We start from the raw sequence: 20,474 nt of genomic DNA on the forward strand, positions 1-20,474 counted from the left end.
AAGCAGGTTAATGGAACGGATTATTGATGATCTTGGGGTTGTTATTGAGCACGCCCTGGTTGATCTGGGTGTAATAGTTGCCCAACTGGAAGAAGCGCGGTGCCCTGATACGGGGTGCAACCATCTTTACAAATACATACTTGCCATCGCGGGCAGCATCTCCCGGCCGGATCACGCGGTATGGATATAAAGCATATACCATTGCATCCGGGTTGGACACATTCCCATTCCATACTTTGTCTGCCAGTCTCCAGCGCTTCAGATCCCACAGGCGGTGATCTTCAAAGGCCAGTTCTACCCTGCGTTCATTCTGAATACGTTCAATGCTTAATGTCGTCAGACTGTTCACACCGAAACCAGCCCTCTCTCTTAAAGCGTTGATATATGTCAGCGCCTCTCCTGTTAATCCCAGTTCAAAAGCGGCTTCTCCTGCATTAAGATAGATCTCTCCCAGACGGAACCATACCCACCATACATCACTTTGTACACCGCGGGTACTGGTCTTATCATTCGGGTCGATATACTTACGGAGATAGAAACCCGTATTAGATACTTCCTGGATGGATCTGTGGGGGCCGGAAGTACCTGTCAGCAGTTTTCCATCCGTATAAGTCGTACCAAGATCGCTGCCTTCTACTACATCGTAAGCATTGCGGCCGGCATTCCATACCATTACGCCCGCCTGTATGGAGACAGACAAACTCTTGAAAGAAGAACCCGGATAAATGATCGTACCATACAGGCGTGCGTCTTTATCCGCAAAGATATCCGCTACATTGTTATAGTAGATGTAGTCAGTATTAGCGGCATTACGCGTTCTGAGCGCCCCATTACTGCCATCCTTATACTCAAAGCTTTCTACCAGGTTCAGTGAAGGCGCTATAGAGGAAGAACCAAGGTTATCCTCCCTGATGCCACGTGCAATGTTATCATAAGAAAACCAATGCTTCCGTGTAGGTAACAAATAGTCCTTTACAAAGATCACTTCCTTGTTATTTGCCTTTTTAGTGACTGCCTCATAGAAGTTCTCTCCTGCGTCAGGGTTGTTCTTGTAAAGGGTATACGGACCTCCATTGATGATCTCTTTGGATGCTTCAAGGGCCTTCTGGTAGTAGCTATTTGCCATTGAGGCAGGTATACCTACTTCTCCTCCAGGCAGCGTAATCGGAGCAGGCATCAGGCTATTATATTTCGCCAGCGAACCAGCATATAACATAGCCCTGCTTTTAAGCGCAAGTGCGGTATACTTGTTGGCACGGGTAGTGCTGCCGGCATTACCCAGCACATCTTTGATAGCGTCTACTTCAGCAGCAATGAAATCATATACCTCTGACTCTTTCGCACGCGGAGTCTGCAGGTTGGTCACATTACCGGAATAGTCATAGATAAGCTGTGTAGTTACCAGTGGTACACCGCCCATTCTCTTCACCAGGTCAAAATAATTAAGCGCACGCAGGAACCGCAACTCGGCGATATATTGCCGCTTGGCGGTTTCTGTCAGCGAGACGCCGTATTTTTCAATGTTCTCCAATGCCAGATTAATGTCTCTGATATAAGTGTAGTTCCAGAGATACCAGCTGCCAAATCCATAGGAAGTGATGTTATTACGGCCATCTTCATTGGATTGTCCGCTCCACATAGCTTCATCGTAGTTGGCCATATTACGCCACTGGAACAGTCTTCCATCGGCTCCGTCATTCACATCACCCAGCCCTGTTTCAGATGGGATCCTGTCATAGAAGTTAGCGAGCAAGGCTACAATCTGTTTGGTATCGTTCCAGACCTGTTCATCTGTCAGGATTGTGCGTGGTTCCCTGTCCAGCCAGTCTTTCATACAGCTGGTGAGCAGTAAGATACCTGTTGCCATCAGGCAGGATATATATATTCGTTTCATGATTGCTACGATTAAGATGGGTTAAAAGGATACGTTAAAGCCAAAGTTGTACAAGCGTTGCTGGGGATATACCAGTCCGTTGGTAGAACTGATCTCCGGGTCAATCTCATACTCTTTCACATTATCCAGGGAGAAGAGGTTGGTACCATTGACATACACACGTACGGCAGAGAGACCGATACGCTTTACGAAATCACGGGAGAAGCTATATCCCAGCTCAAGATTTTTCAGCCTGATATATCTCACATTGGTAATCCAGAAATCGTTTACAGCGTAGTTAACATGGGTCGTATTGTCTTTTCTGATAGCCGGATATTTACCACTGATCCACCTGCTGGATGGATTGTATGGATCTTCTCTGTGCCAGCGGTCGGTCAGCATATAGGCCGGAGACGAACCGTTATTCTGGAATGGGTAACGTAACTCCCAGTCACGCAGGTAAGACTGCATGGTGGCCCCTGCAAAGTCAAAGCGCAGAGAGATACCTTTCCAGGCTACGCTGCCGTTGATACCAAAGCTGACGTATGGCTGAGCGCCCTGCGCATAACCGATAGGCCGCTGATCCATCCCATTGATGATCTTATCGCCATTCACATCCTCATACATAAAATCGCCTGGTAAAATAGTTCTGTTACCCTGACCATCGTTATCTACACCGTAGTCCCTGATCTGCTCTTCAGATTCAAAACGGCCGAGTACATGGTATCCCCAGGTAACATTAGACCAGCGGTCTTCAATTGAGTTCCGGTATTTATCCCATGCGTTACCAAAGCGGGGTTTGTAGGTACTGATACTTCTCAGCCGGGCAAAGGTTCCATTGACACCGATGGAGTAATTCACATCGCCTGTTTTCCCGATGTAAGTAATCATACCTTCTATACCACGGGTAGCGTCGGCATTGAGGTTAGCATTTGGTAATGAATACCCTACTTCGCTGGGCAGCAACACGTCATAACGGGCAGCGGGCAAACCTGAGCGGCGACGTTCAAATACGTCTATCTGTCCGGAGACGCTGTTGTTAAACATCGTAAAGTCAATACCGGCATTCACCGACTTATTCTTCACCCATGAAAGCTCAGTCACCGGTAAGCCACGCGGGCGCAAGCCTATTACATAACTGCCGTTCATCACAGCACCTCCCTGGTTGAAGTTATAGCCGGCCATGTAGTCAAATGCATTCGGCGGATTACCATTAGAGAAGCCGATCTCACTACCGGTCTCTCCATAAGAAGCGCGTAGTTTCAGATCATTCAATACATTACCGAAACGTCCTTTGAGCCAGGGTTCTTCAGAGACCCTCCATCCGAGAGATACACCCGGGAAGAAGCCCCAGCGTTTACCGCGTGCATACAGGTAGGAACCATCATATCTACCCAATAATTCTATCAGGTATTTTGACTTATAATCATAGTTGATCCTGCCGATGTAACCAGCTCTTGCTTCCAGGTTCCATTCGTCAGAGAGGTAGTCCTGTTCCACCAGGTATTGTACCGGCACATAGTTATTCGTAGGAATAGTATGTACCACATAGTAAGAGTTGTCGTAGTCTGACAGCTCATAGGCGGCTACAGCGGAGACATTGTGTGCACCAAACTTACGTGCATAGCTCATCTGGAATTGGGCATAACGGGATATTACATTACGTTTATGCCGCTCGCGCCAGGGGTTCTGGTTACCAAAGCCGGGTTCAGTATAATAGGTATCTGTCGCAGCATCATACTTATATGCGTTCCAGGTATATTCAAAACCATCAAACTCTTCGTTCAGGTAGTTATAAGAATAGATGCCTTTGATACTCAGACCGAAATCAAAGTCATACTGCGCGTTCAGATTCACATTCATTCCCCTCCACCATTCGTCTACATAACCGGTGATATCGTCTCTGTAGGTAACGGGGTTTACATTGACATTATGGGTCTGGTTGATGTAGCGGGGGTTGTCATTCGCATAGGGGCTCTCAGTTGGCCACATACTGAATATACTAAGCAGGGGATTAAAATAATCGTCCAGGCCGGGAACGCCTACATTATGCCGTTTTTCAAGGCGCCCACTGATCTGTGTACCAACTTTCAGTCCTTTGGCCAGACTGGCTTCCATGTTAGCCTGCAGGTTGGTACGCTCGAATGTAAAGTCTTTGATCAATGCATCCTGGCTGAGGTGACTGACAGACATATAATAGCTGGAGCGCTGGGAACCACCGGATGCATTAGCGCTGACATAGTACTGTGGCACATTGGGCCGCAGCACTTCTTTGTAGTAGTCGTAGCTCTTGTACCCTTTTTCCGTACCGGCCTCCCATTTGGCCAGTTCGCCGGGGGTGTACAGCAGCGAGGGGTCACGGTTCAGATTCTGCTCGGACTCAACAAGTGCACGTACGTACTGTCCGGCGTTGGCAGGGTAAGGATAGCGGGTAAAGTTCTGAAAGCCATAGTAACCGGAAAGGTTGATACTGGGGCGTTCATTCTTCTTACCTTTTTTGGTGGTGACGAGTACCACGCCGTTACTTGCGCGCAGACCGTAGATAGATGCAGAAGCATCCTTGAGGATAGTAATATTTTCAATATCGTCGAGGCCGAGGTTATTGAAAATATCCTGTCCGGAGCCGGTGGTAAATCCGAAGCCAGTAGTTGCGGTACTACCTGTGTAGGGCACCCCATCAATTACATAAAGGGGCGTACCGAGGTTGCGGATCTGGATGTTGGTACCGTTACCCGGGCGGGAATCTGTGGCACGGGCGGTAATACCCGGCATTTTACCCACAAGAGCGGCCGAGGTGGTACTGGCAGGCGTCCTGACCAGGTCTTCGGATTTGAGGGTGCTGACAGCGCCGGTGACAGACGCCTTTCGTTGGGTACCGTATCCTACTACGACGATATCGGTAAGATTACTGGCCTGAGAGGCGACGGTGACCTGTAATTTTGTTTCTCTTCCTAATAGTACTTCCCTGGGCTGGAAGCCAACGATGCTAACGTAGAGCATTGTGCCGGGCGTGGCCTGAATAGTAAAGGAACCATCATTTTTAGTAACCACTCCTTTGTTGCCATTTCTCACTGCTACTGTCGCTCCGGGGATGGGGATACCGGATGAATCTGTTACTGTTCCTGAATAAGTGACTGGGTTAGCCTGCTGCGAAAAACCCTGGGTACAGGTTAATAGCAGCAATGCTACGATTGCGTAGAGCGTTTTCATAACGTTGGGTTTTGTTGTGTTTTCGAGGTTTGCTAATTACACTAAAGGCCTATACCGGTCAGTACTCCCGGCGTTTTTCATGCTAACGGTGAAATTCAGGATGAATATAGTATAATTGTCAACATTACAGTTATTTATTTCAGAGTTTTTTAGGAGGATACCGGTGACAGTTCTGCTGCAGTGAGTTTCCTGAAATCAGCAGGGAGTTGCCGGTAGCGGGTAACGGACAATAATGATGACGGATAATATCCTGTCCGGGAAGGCCGTCATGTTCGTCTTATATGACGCGGAACAGGGCTATCGGCCTGGAAGAATGATGGTAGTTGGAGGCCAGTCATAGGGTGCGTATAAGCCCCGATGCCGGGTAAAAATAAACGTCAACGGATTACGGAATAGGCTGCCGGTATTGTGTTTCAGCAATGTAATTTCGATATCAACTAACATTATCCGTAACTAGGTTTGCGATTAACTAATGTTGTTCGTTTGCAGCACAGAAAGTATCTAATATGATTCCTTGCTCCTTTGGATATACTCAATCTATGTTTCCGTAACAGCTCACCAGGTTGTAGTAATTTGAGTCATCATCAAATACAAATAGTATGGCAAAGCAAACATCATTGATCACCTTTACCGGCAGGTTATCACAAATGGTCGGTTATCGCCGTGGAGGGAGGTACTTTCTGCGAAGTATACCCGCCGTAGTGAGGCAGACAGCCGCAACCCGTAACGCCGCGCTGCGGTTTGGCATAGCAAGTAAACAAAGTGCCCTGATAAGAAGCGCCTTCAAACCAATATTGGATGTATGTTGTGACACCAGTCATATTAACCGGCTTAATAAAGTGCTGATACAGGCCGGCAGGCAGCAGGTAACAGCAGTGCAGGGATTCCGGTTCAACCAGTATACCGGGATTGACCGTTTTCTGCCAACAGCGCCGGTATTGTCGGCAGAGAAAGCCTTACATATTCCTGCGCAGGTCGTTGCGAAAGTAAAAGGGGTAGATAGCCTGGAAGTGAAAATAATAACAGCATTGATCAGCTTTGGATTAAACAAAGTAGTCGGCACGAGTACAACAAGTATGACCGTAAAGGCAGGCGCACGCTTTGAAGGCGCGACGATACCTGTAGATATCTGCGGTACAGGCACACTGGTTGTTGTAATGCAGATACGGGCAATGTACCAGGGGCAGGTAGTATCCGAAGGGCAATATGCAGCCGCAGATATTGTAGCAGTTGCGCCTGTGAATACTGCCCGCCTGCATTATCCGCAGGAATTAGGGCAACCTCCGGTAGCCATGCCATACTATCCGCAGCAACACCAGGCAAAGCTCAGAGCAGCCTATCACCTGTTAGTACAGAGAGAATAACCTGCTCCTGCCTGCTGCTTGTATACTGATGATACGACTATACCATTGATATATATACCGTTTACCTACATCCGATAGTGATTTTACCGCAGTGATATACCGCGTATGTATCCCTATTATCTTCACTGACCACTTCAAATCTTTACACAGCACTTTCCTTACATACCATCCGGAGGTAACCGCTCCGGTACAGGTCCACGTTTACAACTAACGGAGTAGGTTGTTACATCTTTTCTAAAAGTGGTATGCAGGGAAGGCATCTTTGCATCAAACTACCCCGTTACCGAGTTTCAGTTTCTCCAGCCTTACGATCAATTTACGGAAGTCGGCCTCTTCAAAACCGTTAGCCGCCGGCACCTGGTGGGCGCATCTCTTACCTACAAAGACGTTTAAAATGGCATCAGCCGGTTTATTGGTCGAGCCTGCGTAGATAATTTCCAGCGTTACCAGCTGAATATCTTTGGTAATCGTCCTTTTGATAAAGTATTTGTACCACACGATGCGGATTTTGTCCTTTCCTAAAGTGACCGTATAAGTGAATGGTTTTGCGCCAACGACAAACAGGGATAATCCTTTAAAAATTAACAGTATAGACAAGCCGTAGCCGAGGAATGCCATTGCTGCATAGAAGAGAAGCCATAGTCCGATTAAAACATAACCGATCTGGGAAAAACGCGCTTTGAGCTCCATAATATAGGGATAGGTAATATGGCGCTAAATTAAACAAATTTATCCCTTAAAAAAGAGGGCGGAAAGCCTCATTTTTTATCGGGCTCTGGCAGTCATCGGCATTGCAGAGTGGCTATATCATGTAAGTTGCTGATATATTCACAGCACTTTGACATCCAATACATTACCGATCTATCTACCTGTTTTAGTGCCGGTATTTTCTATATTTTCTTCATACAACTTGCCCGTTTCAGCCGACTTATCTTCCTTTGGTACTACCACGGATGAAAACTATTACCACGTTGTTGAAAATGAGTCGCCCCTGGCAATTACACTTGTCTCCAAATACCTACAATAATGAGAAAACCCGTTTCTTTTCCCTCGAAAGCGGTATATGCCGCTTCCATTACGCAGGTACATCCTGCCCGGCTGGGACGCCGTAGCCCATTGCGCTGCTGGCAGTTCCTTCTATATTGTATGCTGTTACTGATGCAAAGTAAATACGTTGCTGCGCAGAGCGATGGTTTACCGCGAGGTGCGTACCAGTTACCTTACATCCGTTATGAAGCTGAGAATGCGGCACTTGAAGGAGGCGCTGCTTTACAGCAATCACCCCAGTTTATCCAGACACAAATTGCGTCTGAAGCCTCTGACCAGAAATACGTCAGTCTGCCAAGCAATGGCGCGAGTGTTGAATGGAGTCTTACCCAGGCAGCACAGGGTATTAACCTGCGTTTCACCCTACCGGATGATAACACCGGCGCAGGTAGAACGGGTTCGCTGGGACTCTATGTGAATGGCGTTAAGGTGCGCACGATCAATTTGTCTTCCTATTGGGCTTACCAGTATTTTCCTGCGGCAGATCCCGTACAGACGCCAGGCGGAAAGACGTTTATGCGTTTTGACGAAGTACATTTCCGGCTGGACGCCCCTCTTAATGCCGGCGACAAACTGAGTATCCGTAAAGATCACAATGATGCGCTGAGATATGGTGTTGACTACGTCGAACTGGAAGCGGTGCCTGCGGCATTACCCAAACCTGCAAATTTTCTGTCGGTAACCGATTATGGGGCCGTAGCCAATGACCAGACGGATGATTTCGCTGCGTTTAATGCCTGTATAGCGGCAGCAGCTGCGCAGGGGAAACATGTGTACATTCCCGCAGGCCGCTTCCTGTTAAGCGATAAAGTGGCGTTGAATGTCAGTAACATGAAAATTCAGGGCGCAGGCATCTGGTATACGGAAGTGTATTTCTCGACAGATAAGCAATTTTACGGTGGATTTATGGGCCGCGCCAGCAATGTGGAGATCTCTCATTTTACGCTTAGTACAATCAACAATGACCGCCTGAAGTATGATGAAGCCAATCCGCGATTGCCCGGTGAAATGTATAAAACCTACAAGGGTTTTATGGGTACTTATGGCACCGGCTCGCGTATACATGATATCTGGGTGGAGCACTTTGAGTGCGGTTTCTGGATAGCAGGTTACGATCCTCCCTACCCTATTGATATTACCAGGGACCTGGTAATATCCAGGTGCAGGATCCGAAATAACTATGCAGATGGCGTGAATTTCTGTCAGGGAACATCTAATTCGGTGGTGGAGCAGTCGAGCGTGAGGAATAATGGCGACGACGGACTGGCAGTATGGCCGGCCAACGTAGCGGGCAATAATGCCACTTGCCGGAATAACATTTTCAGGTATAACACTATTGAAAACAACTGGCGCGCAGGTAGTATTGCTATATTCGGCGGCACCGGGCATGAAGTGCATCATAATCTGATCAAAGATGGCGTGGGCGGATCGGCTATCCGGTTTACCAATGACTTCCCCGGATTTACATTTGAGTATCCGGGAGACCTGATTAAGGTATATGAGAATACGATGATAGGCTGCGGCACCAGCTATGACCTGTGGGATCAGAAGCGGGGAGCTATCGAGTTCTATGCCGGTGGCAGCGGAATCTTTAACATGCAGTTTGACAATAACACCATCCTGCGCTCTCAGCGCGACGGGATACAGATCTACGGCAATAATCTGCATCACCTGGTATTCAATAATACTACTATTGATGGTACAGGGCTGGACCCGGTAGTCAGGGATGTACCGTCGGATGTTTATGGGGGCTTCGGGCTTTACGTGCAGGCAGGATCTACCACGGCAACGTTCAATAACCTTACAGTAACGAATGCGGAATCCGGCGCTTATCTGAATCGTAACACCAATTTCCAACTGATTATCCAGAACATCAATATTCCCGTATCGGGGGTAAGCATTAAACCCGGTAATGATACCACATTGACGCAGGGGCAGACATTGCAGCTCTCTGCCGATATTATACCCTCGGATGCCACCAACAAAAACGTGACATGGAGCAGCTCAAATACCGCAGTAGCGACCGTAGATGCCACAGGAAAAGTAGCCGCAGCAGGCATTGGCACCGCAACAATTACCGCAACGACAGCAAGCGGGAATTTCACCGCTACACGGAAAGTGACAATACTGCCTGGTGTAAATGTGGTGGCGACTTTACCGAATGCCTCAGAAAATGGCACAGCAGGAAGATTTACCGTAAGTACCTCCTCCCTGTCACAGCAGATCAGTGTGAGGTATACCGTAACAGGAAGCGCGACAGCGGGTGATTATACCGCATTGCCAGCGTTGACAGGCAACATTATATTAACCCCGGCACAACCATCCGCAGTGATTAATATTACCCCTGTGAATGACGCGATCTTTGAAGGCCCTGAGACGATCCGGCTGACATTGCTCCCGGATGCAGCTTATAAACTGGGCGGAGACACCATTGCTACGATCACGATAGCAGACAATGACAACCCGCCTTGTATATCGCCGGTCATAGCACAGGTAGTGGGCACAGCGCCGGTGATAGACAATACAATTGACGCTGCATGGGCCATTGCACCCGTAAGGAATATCAGCAATGTGGTATTGGGCAATCTGCCGCCGGACTATGCAGGTAAATGGCGGGCGCTGTATGACAATACCAACCTCTACTTGCTGGTAGAGGTCAATGACGCTACGCGGATATCAGATTCAGGAGCCAGCTGGTGGGAAGATGATGTCGTGGAAATCTTTCTGGATGGCGACAACAGCAAAGGCAGTGCGTATGATGGTTCCAATGACTTTCAGCTGGGTTTCCGTTGGAATGACAATGTGATACATACGGGCGCTAATTCAGTCAGCCGAACAGCAGGAATCAATTTCAGGCAATATGCGACCACAGCGGGATACAACCTGGAAGTCGCGATACCGTGGAGTACGATTGGCAGTACGCCATCCGTAGGAAAAGCTATCGGACTTGACATACAGATTGACGACGATGATAATAACGGCACGCGCGATGCACAGGTGACGTCATTTGCTACCAACACTACTGCATTTACCAATCCCGCTGTATTCGGCACAGTATACCTGACAATGTGCAGCGGGCCGCAGAATCAGCCGCCGGTAGCCAATGCCGGCGCAGATATTACGCTTGCAGCGAATAGTACATCCGTGCGTTTGCAGGGTAGCGGGTCAGATCCTGAAGGCAATGCAGTGACGTATAATTGGACTAAGGTGAGCGGTCCGGCAGCAACGATTAGTAACACAGCAATAGCGACACCACTTATCACCGGATTGACCAATGGCAGTACCTATGTATTTCAACTGACCGTCAGCGACGGAACACTGACATCCAGCGACCAGGTACAGGTTAGAGTGGGTAGTGTGATTGATCCTGACCAACCGGGTACCATATTGGCACGTCCAGCCAGCGGAGCGATTACAGTAAATGGCAGTCTGAGTGAAAGCAGCTGGAACCTGTCACAAAGCATCAGTAAAGTGACCACCGGTTCACCAAACAACACCGCTACGTTTGGGATATTATGGGATGCGAACAACCTGTATATAGGCGTGAGGGTATTGGACGGAGCGTTGCATGCAGACTCGCCTGACCCGTGGGATAATGACGCCGTAGAGGTCTTTATTGACGCGAACAATAATAAGGGAGCAACGTTTGACGGCAGGGACAATCAGTTTATTAAGGCATACAACAATAGCGGCTTGTTCAGCAAGGTAGCTGTTACAGGCGTACAGCATGCGTATGCCGCTATTGCCGGTGGATATACCATTGAGATGGCAATACCATGGTCACAGCTGGGAATTACACCAGCAGCGGGAATGGCGCTTGGCTTTGACGTAGCCTATGACGATGATGATAATGGTGGGGCGAGAGATGGTCAGGCGGTATGGTTTGGAACATTGTTTAATTATGAGAATACGGCAGGTTATGGTACAGTAGTACTGGCGAATAATGCGCCGGAAGCGGTAACCGCCGCAGTCGGACAAGAATCGGGGCATAAGGAGCAGGAAATGATGGTGCAGATACTACCTAATCCGGCAATAGACGGTCAAACGAAGATCAGGATCAGCCATTACAGCGGGGAGGGACATTTGTTCATTTACGACCTAAACGGCCAGCAGGTGTATGCCGCGAAGGCGCAGCCGGAAATGAGGCTGTATCTTCCGCAGCTACCAAAGGGTGTATATGTGTTGAAGTTGGTATATGGAAGTAAGGTAGTAACAAAGAAACTACTGTTGCAGTAGCGAAGTAATGTAGGAAATCAGGACGCCTGTTCCGTTGCGGGAGCAGACGTTATTTTATGAGTATGGAAAACGCCAAAGATGCCAGGGCAATAGCCGTAGCATCTGAAGCGGGAGGTTAACGAAACAGGAAAGGCCGGAGGCATAGGGATAGTGACAGACCGCGGATTACATTTCCGTTTTTGGCATCAGCGTCAGGGCATGTGTCTTTTCTCTCGCCTTTCTTCTACCACGAAAGAACAGGTAAAGGTTCAGGAAGAGCATGAGACCGAGGTTGATGCAGAAACCACCTATTTTGGTACTCAGCGCTTCGAGCATGTCCCGGTTACCAATGACATCGTAACCGATTTCCATGATCCAGAAAGCGAAGCCCAGGTTAATGAGGTAGAAGCCTGTTTCAAAAAGTTTGTTGGTAGCTATGGCGATTTCACTTTTCCCCTGAAAGATATCGAGCATAAACACTTTGCTGTTTTTGAATAAAGTGTGTGCAACGTACCAGGTCAGGAAGATGACTACAGGCAGGTAAACGAGGTAAGCGATGAAGTTGACAGACTTTTCCATACTACAATTTTTTAAGGGTGAAGGATTGATTGATTGCGTTTTCCGATGAAATAGATGACCAGCATGTTGATGTAGTGCATGACAGCCAGGGTTGTGACTATCTTACCCGTCATCACCGTGATGGAGACCAGCAGGTCAGTCCAGGTAAGAATCGTATCCCAGGTGCTGATCATTAAGGCGGCATAGCCGAGATTAACCAGGTAGTATCCGACGAGCAGTATGCGGTTGATAGCATCTGTCAGGGATACATCCTGATGTACCAGTTCCATGATAAATATTCTACCGTTACGAAAAAAGAGAAGGCCAACACGCACAGTTATCAGGTAGGTAATCAGGAGATAGATGATGTAAGCGAGTGTGTTCATACCGGGTACATTTTAGTTGACTGGTAGAAGGTTGCTTTGATAGGACAAACCTAGGCATTTATAATTGAACTTTCAAAATATTCTGAAAGTTTATACAAACAAATCTTATAACTAACTGAGAATGTTTGAGATAATTTGGGGCGTTGTAATCATTTTGGAGCGGACGGGTATTTTGAATACCTTGGAAACAAATATTCACCTATGTTATCGACCCGGCATCAGGTATTTATGGAGGTAGCGCGCGAGCGGAGTTTTTCAAAGGCCAGCGAGGTATTGTTTATCTCGCAGCCGGCAGTGAGTAATCATATCAAAAGTCTGGAAGAACAGTACCAAACGAAACTATTCGAGCGGAAGGGGCTGCATATCGAACTGACAGAGGCGGGTCAGCTGTTATACAAGCGTTTACTCACTGTCAAAATGATACAGCAGGAGACAGAGTTTGACCTCTCTGTGATGAAGGACAAGCTGCAGGCGTCGGGCATGCTGAACCTGGGCGCGAGTACGACGGCAGCATTATACATTCTTCCGCGAGTGATGTCGGCATTTAACCAGGAGTATCCGCGCGTAGAAATTTCTTTGCTGAACAGGAATAGTGAGATTGTGCTGGACGCACTGCTCAACAAAGAGATTAACATCGGCGTGACGGAAGAAAAGGGAAAGCTTAGTAATGTCACTTATCAGCCCTTTCTGAAGGATCAGATTGTGGCGGTATGCAGTCATAACAATCCACTGGTACGTAAGAAAGAATACCCTGTAAAAGAGATTCTGAACATGCCATTGGCAATCCGGGAACGGGGCAGCGGGACTTTGGAGGCAATTAAGCAGGGCCTCAAGAAAAGCAGGATCGGGCTGGATGATCTGAAAATAAATGTACGTCTCGGCGGTACGGAAGCGTTAAAGAACTTCCTGGTAGAATCCGGCTGTGTTGGTTTTCTATCTACAAGGTCTATTGTCAAGGAGTTACAATTAGGAGAGCTGGCAATTTTACAGTTTGAAGGTCTGCGTATTGAGCGCAGTTTTTACTTTATCCAGCGTAAAGGAGAGACAAGTGAACTGAATAAGCGCTTCATCAAATTAGCGAAATCCATCTATAACTAAATCTTATGGATCATAAGATTTCCATATGGCTTTGATTATAGCCTAAGGCATACATTTGTTGGACAAACAAGTGACTATATGAACATCCTTTTTTATTACGAAGAGCTATATAATACCACCACAGAAAGATTGAAAGCCCTGGCTGGTCTATCCCTTCAGCACAAAAACAACCTGTTACGCCAGATGAAGGAGCATACCCCTACCTTCCTTACCACCAGTTCAGACATTGAAACGCTGGCCAGGAACGCAGTTGCGTCGCTGGGAACGATGTTGTGTCCGGAGGCTGCTGCAGAGTATGCCGGCATGAGTAAGTTACTGGAGATGGATATGTCTGAAAGTGCTGAGTAACCTGTTTATAAGCTTTCCAGCTGCCGCTGGTAGTCATATTGCAGATCTTCGTGTTGCTGTGCGATGGCTTTCTCGATCTTTTTCACCTGCTGCAAATAGAGTTTAGTAAGTGCCACGCTGTCTCCTATCTTAAAGCCGCCCTTCTTCACTTTAGTACAGAAATAGAGTAACAATTCCACTTCAGCCTGTTTCGAGCCGGTGTACTTGACATGTTTGTTAGTCGTGCGCAGGATCTTGCGTAGATGCTTCTTTACAAAATAGGCATGCTGCTTCGGAGCGTCATCAAAAGCCGCATCCATCTCCTGCTTAACGGCTTCGATATAAGCCTGCAAATCGTGCGACTCAAACAGCAGATAATTCAGCAGCTCCTTATTCTCTTTTTTGAACTTTGCCAGACGCAGGCATAATTCCACCAGCTGTGCCGGTGGAACCTCCTGCAACTCTTTCTTCAGTTCGCTGACAGTTGCGGCCTTCATCACTATTCGGTATAAAAGTCTATCAGCGCTCCAAAATAACTGTCATTCCAGCCGCCTACGATGTCATCGTATGCCTCATCAGGAATGTTGGTATGTCTCAGTTCTACGTCAGTTCCTTTCTTATTTGGATGGAGTTTAATCGTGACAATGGAAGGTTCTTCCTGTTCGCCGAAGTACCATTCCTGCACAATCATCTTATCCTCTTCAAACTCCAGGTTCATCCCCACAATGCTTTCGTCCCAAAGGGCGAACTCAGTACCCGGCTCGGTAGACATTTCGGCAGGCTCGCCGGTCCACAGGCGGATCGTGTTAGGATTAGTCAAGGCCTTGTACAAATCTTCCGGCGGTGCCGGGACGATGAAATGTTTCTTATAGTCTTTCATGGGGGCAAAAGTAGGGAAATTAAAGGAGAGGTGTAGGGGGCATTTGTGGAGAGGGTGTGCGCGGTACGGGGTGCTAAAGGAAATCCAGATGTGGCGTTTCAAGGGCTAGTAGGCGTATTTAAAAGTCAGGTTGTTATACTGTCCGCAGCTATACTCTTAGCAGTATTACTCCCAGCGCTTTATAACAACAAACCGGAGTATGAGGGAGACAGGCTATTCTGACCATGTACTAGAAATCAAAATGAGCACTTAAATAACGATTTCTACAATTTATACTTCGAGCGACAGAAAAGCAGCTGGACGACACACGACCAGCTGCTTCAAATATTATCCGACTGTCTTATCTTATCAGACTGAACCACCACTCATTATGATTTGTAAGCAATAATTAATAACTGCAAAAACGATAGGCTTAGTAAAACACCAAACTGTCATCCAAGACATGACCTGTATCATCCTCCACATATTTAACTAATATTTGATTCGATTTATCCCATAAAGTTAAGGCGATCTCCAAGGAATACTGCTCGGTGTTGCGCTGAGAAAAGACAACCTTATATTCATTTGATTTTCAAAAACCTCATAACAACTTTTCCAAGTAAACGGCCCGATAAAAATCACTCTGTTTGCAAATTTATTGGTGATGCTTATACGCCATAACGGCAGTATCTGAACCTTAGTTTCATCTAATATAACACTCTCACAATTATCATTTTCTTTACATAATTTGAAAGAATCTGTTTCCAAATAGTACCATCCTGCAATGATTCTACCATCATGAAAATCTTTAAATGCTATAACTCTTCCGCTTAGCAACCATAAAATTAGCAGAGGTAACAACATTGATACCCTTCGCATACTAAATTTCATAAATATTAGTACCGTTAAAAATAAATATCCGACTAAAGAAAATACAGAAAACATATGATTAACATCTGAGATACTAGACAAATACATGGCACTTTCTTTTGTAAACAATATTTTTTATATCCTTTGCAAAAGAAAATGAGAACTCTTAAAAGACCCTTCTATGCTTAGACGGTTAAACGATATCGCGAAGTTTCCTGAACAAGGTAGTGTAAAATTCTTTGTGTAAGTATATATTCAACTGTATCGAGTTAATACCACCAGCAGGGGGAGTGAAGTGAGGCGTAGCGTAGCGGAGCCGAACGAAACGACACCTGCTGGGTACGGCGGCTGGATTTGCCCCGATATTTTTTAACTTTGAATACAGTACCATGGACAAACAAGAACCACAATTCTCAAAAGAGTTTTTCAAGCAGTTTAAGAGTAAAGAAGAGTTTCAATCCTTTTTTAATAGCCTGTTTAAGCAGGGTGTGGAGGAGATGTTGAAAGCTGAACTTGACGAACACCTCGGTTATGAAAAACATAGCCCTGAGGGCCGTAACTCTGGAAACAGCCGAAATGGATCCTACAAAAAGAAGGTAAAGACAGAAACCCTTGGAGACCTTGCGCTTAATATTCCCCGTGACCGCAACAGTGAAAATGATGGATTGAAAGAGGTGTTAGGTATGTGGATGGCAGAAACTGAATCTGCCTCATTCTGGATGAGCGTTTTAACTGATTTAAAGGCTCGTGGTGTAGAGAACATATTAATTGCCTGCACTGATAACTTAAAAGGCTTTACAGATGCTATAAAAGGCGTATTCCCACAAACAATTACTCAGCTTTGCATTGTCCATCAGATACGTAATAGCTGTAAATATGTGGTATGGAAGGACAGGAAAGAGTTTTGTGCTGATCTGAAGGAAGTTTATGGAGCACCTAATCGCGCAGCTGCAGAGCATGCGCTAGCCGCTTGTTCTGATAAGTGGGGAGCCAAATACAGACATGCAATCCAATCCTGGGAGAACAACTGGGAGAATCTTACCAGCTACTTTGACTTCCCCATGGAGATCCGCAAAATCATGTATACCACAAATACCATCGAAAATCTTAACAGGGGCATCCGTAAATATACTAAGACCAAAGTTCAATTTACGGACGATGCATCAGCTCAAAAGGCCGTTTACCTGGCTATAATGAACATTGAAAAGAAATGGAGCATGCCGCTCCATAACTGGGGGCTGGTGCTCCATCAATATATTACTATCTTTGAAAACAGATGTCGAATTTGATCAGTTGACTATGTGTTTACACAATATATTTTATAGTCTCTTCATTTATTTTTGATACAGCCTCAAAACCTTATTCTTCAACTAATTATCAACTTGTATCTGACATTCCATGAAATTGAAAGAAAACTCCCAACCGGGATTCCCAAATCCACATAATAGCACCATTTCAAAAGAATAACCAGATCCTGATTCCGCTAGATCTACATGGTGGCTGGCCACATCTACGCCATGTGTTATTAATCCAGCAAACTCGGAACTCCTCCAATTCGATATATCAGAGAAAAATACTTCAAGCTCGTTTTATCGAGCATCCATGTCATTTATATATGAAAAATTTCAATTCAATATTTTTACCTCCAAAATCAATCTTGAATGAGATTAATTTCTGATCATGTAATTCTAAATGCGATAATTCTGCTATCGATAAATGGTTCATTAAAAGTCATTAAAATAGTCAAACTGTATGAGCCTTTTGCCACTCTTTCAATTCTCGATTTGGTTCACAAATGTAGCAGTTCCAAAGCTTACGACCTTATTGATACCTATATCAGAGATGCTAAAGCCAGCGCTGCTTACAAGTAAAAAAGGTACATAGGATCATTTAACCTGATAGTATCCTTTAAAGTTAGTCACTGAAACCGCTCTTTATTATCATTCCTTCCACCGCATGCAGTAAGTTTTATAACAGCGTTGTTTAAAGATTCAAGTTCATACAAATGCATCTGCACATCATCCATGGAAAAGCCAAATTTACTCATTCCTCGACTAAGCATAGTTCCGCATTCCTCAGGAGTTGGATTTGCACGCAAAGAGAAGTACTGGTACAATGAATAAAATGTATAAAAATCTACACGCCTTTTTGTAAAAACGGGAATGTTTAGTTCTTCATCAATTTCTACACTATCCAGGTTACTCAAATACTTCGATGCGTCGTCATAACGACTAAGACAGGTAAGTGAAGCCGAATAAATCCCTTTCTTTAATTGATTATCAATTCATGGATTTGTATCTATGATTGATTGATACTTCCCATTCACATACATTTGTATAATTAGGCTATCGGAAATAACAATTCCCTTCTTAGTATCGATAGCCACCGTATCTACCCAGAAAAAATACTTTTCATGCAGTTCTGATACGTCTGTTCTTTCATCGATACAACTAGCCATCAACATTACAAACAGCTATAGTAAATTTCGCATATTATTAACCTATAAGGCGCCATCATTTTATGCCAGGAATGTATTCCTATATACAAAGTAACTCATGCCGATTAAACTAAGCGGCAGGGCATGGGAAAATCTGTATTCAACCAAATAAGCTATTACCACTTAGGCTCTTCGCTTGTCTATACCGGCAACTGCCCTACCAGTTATGTAGACTCCATCCAGCCTTACAATATTTCATGTAGGAATACTCACCAAAGTGCTATCGTCTACTTCTCTTAATGTTCGATGAATACTACATTTAAGTGAGCTCAATCATACTATTGGACTTAACTCACCTCACTCGAACATGCGTTCATAGAATTTATATCTTTTCTCCGGTATAATACATCTTGGAAGTCATGCTATCGGTAAGGATAGGAATAATTTCCTAACAATGCAGAAGGAGAATCATCTGTCAATCCTGTCGTTCGTACCAATTACCTATTAATCGTTTCCACCTAGTGTTATCAAATGTAATGAAATTATCAGTTGATGCTGATAATTTTACCAGATCAAAAGGCCTCTTAGAGTTGACCGAGACCATTATATTGGACGAAGAGTCAATCTGAATAAAATTTAGGCCATAAGTCATAAAAACTCTTGCAGCCTTTATTATTGCAGAGGTATCAGCAAAACAGCAGCTTGCATTTTCGCCCAAGCTTGAGATTTCTTTAAGGTGATTTGAACCACTCTGGAATATTAAACGATATGTTCCAGCACAGTCATCGCAACTAGGAAAATTATCAGAAATTATCAATATTGGGTCCCCATCCTTATCAAGGGATCTCAACCCAGCTGAATACCTTTTAAACGCATTGAAATTTTCATGACCAAATTGATTTACGAAACGCAGATTAGCTTCGTGATTATGTTTCTGTTCGTTGTTACAGCAAACACATAAAAAAGGAAAAAAAATAATGGTTATTACAAATTTGAGTTTCATTTTTCGCAAATCTATGTTGAAAGTAATTAAAACTTGAAAGAGAGTATTGCACCTCACAAGATATAAGAAATCAGCTCAAAGGAAACGCAAAGACCTGTAAATCCTATCTTACAGTTGAACATGCTTTTACTCAACCTTAATTTCCTCTAATATGTCCACCATCTAACAATAAATGGTTTGATGCTGTAAGCACAAATCGTGGGATTGACGAATTAGTTATCATTATCAATAATTTTCCAAGTTGTCTTGCCATGTCCTGCGATAAATAATTTCCTATCATAGCGTAGGCTCTTACCGTACTCGAACCCCAATTTTATGGAGCGCTGATCATCCCCAGAATCTAATTGCGGTTCGTAATTGTTTGATTTTGAATTAAAAAGGGAATTATAGTGTGCACCGCCTGCCGTTTCCAATAAGGTGAATCCCATAGCTTCAGAAGCAAGACCAAATAAATAATTCCCAAAGTTCATATGGTTGTGCGCATATTCTGGAGCTCCTTTCATCGATGCCGGTGGAAGATATAATTGTGTTGATTTTTGCTCTAATGGAAACTTTGGAGCATTTTTATATTCAAAGGGAATCCATGTATAAGAAAAATCCAACTTTCCGCCACCTTTCCCTTCTTCCTTTATGTAGTCATACCTATCTTCAAAGCCTCTGTTTTCTGTCTTATTCTCTGCACTGAAAGCTCCCGCAACAGCCATAAATTCTTTCAATTTTGCATCATTAACAATTATAATTCGCTTTATAGTTCCATTCTCTATCTCTGCTCTATCCTCTCTTCCACTAGCAAACCCAAAACGTCTTTTCTGATTTCCCTCTTTGTCAACTATTCTGCCAGTTCTGTGAAAAATATTATGGAAAAAGTTATTATGGGTAATTCCTATAAATTCACCTCTTTCATTAAAGTCATAAAATTTTTTACCATCGGGATCAATGTTTTTTACAGGATTGTCACCAAATGCAACATAGGTACCCCATTCGGGAAGTTCCTTTTCTTTGGGGTCTACAGTCAAAAACAGAGAAAGTCTTGGGTCATAAATCCTACTTCCATAGTCCAACTGCATCCCCTCTCCCTTCACCTCGTTATCATTCTCCTTCCCATTGAACCCATACCTATACCCTCCCAAACTCCATTTCCTATCCAGGCTGCAACAGCCCGAACGGATTTTTTACTCAAAGAACTCTCCTCAAGATATAGTTTTTTATTTCATCTGTATTTCAGTT

13 protein-coding genes are annotated in these 20,474 nt (G+C 44.9%); 5 read left to right on the forward strand and 8 right to left on the reverse strand.

Annotated features, from left to right (window positions below; translation table 11 throughout):
* Positions 1-7: 7 nt before the first annotated feature.
* Both K1Y79_RS24255 and K1Y79_RS24260 read right to left on the reverse strand, forming a co-directional pair.
* Positions 8-1,894, reverse strand: a complete 1,887-nt coding sequence (locus tag K1Y79_RS24255; protein WP_220252781.1) for a RagB/SusD family nutrient uptake outer membrane protein — start codon at positions 1,892-1,894, stop codon at positions 8-10.
* Between the two features lie 21 nt (positions 1,895-1,915).
* Positions 1,916-5,083, reverse strand: a complete 3,168-nt coding sequence (locus tag K1Y79_RS24260) for a SusC/RagA family TonB-linked outer membrane protein (protein WP_220252782.1) — start codon at positions 5,081-5,083, stop codon at positions 1,916-1,918.
* Between the two features lie 599 nt (positions 5,084-5,682).
* Between K1Y79_RS24260 and K1Y79_RS24265 the strand changes: the two genes are divergently transcribed.
* Complete coding sequence (locus tag K1Y79_RS24265) at positions 5,683-6,447, forward strand: hypothetical protein (RefSeq protein ID WP_220252783.1); 765 nt, start codon at positions 5,683-5,685, stop codon at positions 6,445-6,447.
* A gap of 267 nt (positions 6,448-6,714) precedes the next feature.
* Here K1Y79_RS24265 and K1Y79_RS24270 read toward each other — a convergent pair whose 3' ends face one another.
* Positions 6,715-7,137: a hypothetical protein gene (locus K1Y79_RS24270; RefSeq protein ID WP_220252784.1), complete on the reverse strand. Its 423-nt coding sequence runs from the start codon at positions 7,135-7,137 to the stop codon at positions 6,715-6,717.
* 336 nt (positions 7,138-7,473) lie between these two features.
* Between K1Y79_RS24270 and K1Y79_RS24275 the strand changes: the two genes are divergently transcribed.
* Positions 7,474-11,730 (forward strand): sugar-binding protein, encoded by a 4,257-nt coding sequence (locus K1Y79_RS24275; RefSeq protein ID WP_220252785.1) that lies wholly within the window; start codon positions 7,474-7,476, stop codon positions 11,728-11,730.
* A 165-nt stretch (positions 11,731-11,895) separates the two neighbouring features.
* On the opposite strand, the gene K1Y79_RS24280 is transcribed toward K1Y79_RS24275, so the two are convergent.
* Together K1Y79_RS24280 and K1Y79_RS24285 are read right to left on the reverse strand one after the other, a co-directional pair.
* Positions 11,896-12,288 carry a hypothetical protein gene (locus K1Y79_RS24280; RefSeq protein WP_220252786.1) on the reverse strand — a complete coding sequence of 131 codons (393 nt, stop codon included), beginning with the start codon at positions 12,286-12,288 and terminating at the stop codon, positions 11,896-11,898.
* Between the two features lie 11 nt (positions 12,289-12,299).
* A complete protein-coding gene (locus K1Y79_RS24285; protein ID WP_220252787.1) occupies positions 12,300-12,653 on the reverse strand; it encodes a hypothetical protein in 354 nt (117 codons plus the stop codon).
* 201 nt (positions 12,654-12,854) lie between these two features.
* On the opposite strand from K1Y79_RS24285, the gene K1Y79_RS24290 reads away from it, so the two are divergent.
* Positions 12,855-13,751: a LysR family transcriptional regulator gene (locus K1Y79_RS24290; RefSeq protein WP_220252788.1), complete on the forward strand. Its 897-nt coding sequence runs from the start codon at positions 12,855-12,857 to the stop codon at positions 13,749-13,751.
* Positions 13,752-13,829: 78 nt separating this feature from the next.
* Positions 13,830-14,099: a hypothetical protein gene (locus tag K1Y79_RS24295; protein WP_220252789.1), complete on the forward strand. Its 270-nt coding sequence runs from the start codon at positions 13,830-13,832 to the stop codon at positions 14,097-14,099.
* A 5-nt stretch (positions 14,100-14,104) separates the two neighbouring features.
* Here the strand turns inward: K1Y79_RS24295 and K1Y79_RS24300 are convergent, their stop codons facing one another.
* A complete protein-coding gene (locus tag K1Y79_RS24300; protein ID WP_220252790.1) occupies positions 14,105-14,575 on the reverse strand; it encodes a hypothetical protein in 471 nt (156 codons plus the stop codon).
* Positions 14,576-14,577: 2 nt separating this feature from the next.
* Positions 14,578-14,958: an SRPBCC domain-containing protein gene (locus tag K1Y79_RS24305; protein WP_236059793.1), complete on the reverse strand. Its 381-nt coding sequence runs from the start codon at positions 14,956-14,958 to the stop codon at positions 14,578-14,580.
* Between the two features lie 1,238 nt (positions 14,959-16,196).
* On the opposite strand from K1Y79_RS24305, the gene K1Y79_RS24310 reads away from it, so the two are divergent.
* Complete coding sequence (locus tag K1Y79_RS24310) at positions 16,197-17,096, forward strand: IS256 family transposase (RefSeq protein WP_220252791.1); 900 nt, start codon at positions 16,197-16,199, stop codon at positions 17,094-17,096.
* Between the two features lie 2,363 nt (positions 17,097-19,459).
* On the opposite strand, the gene K1Y79_RS24315 is transcribed toward K1Y79_RS24310, so the two are convergent.
* On the reverse strand, positions 19,460-20,377 hold the full coding sequence (locus K1Y79_RS24315; RefSeq protein ID WP_220252792.1) for an RHS repeat domain-containing protein: 918 nt from the start codon (positions 20,375-20,377) through the stop codon (positions 19,460-19,462).
* Positions 20,378-20,474: the final 97 nt, after the last annotated feature.

The organism is Chitinophaga rhizophila, from assembly GCF_019492185.1.
Classification (GTDB): domain Bacteria; phylum Bacteroidota; class Bacteroidia; order Chitinophagales; family Chitinophagaceae; genus Chitinophaga; species Chitinophaga rhizophila.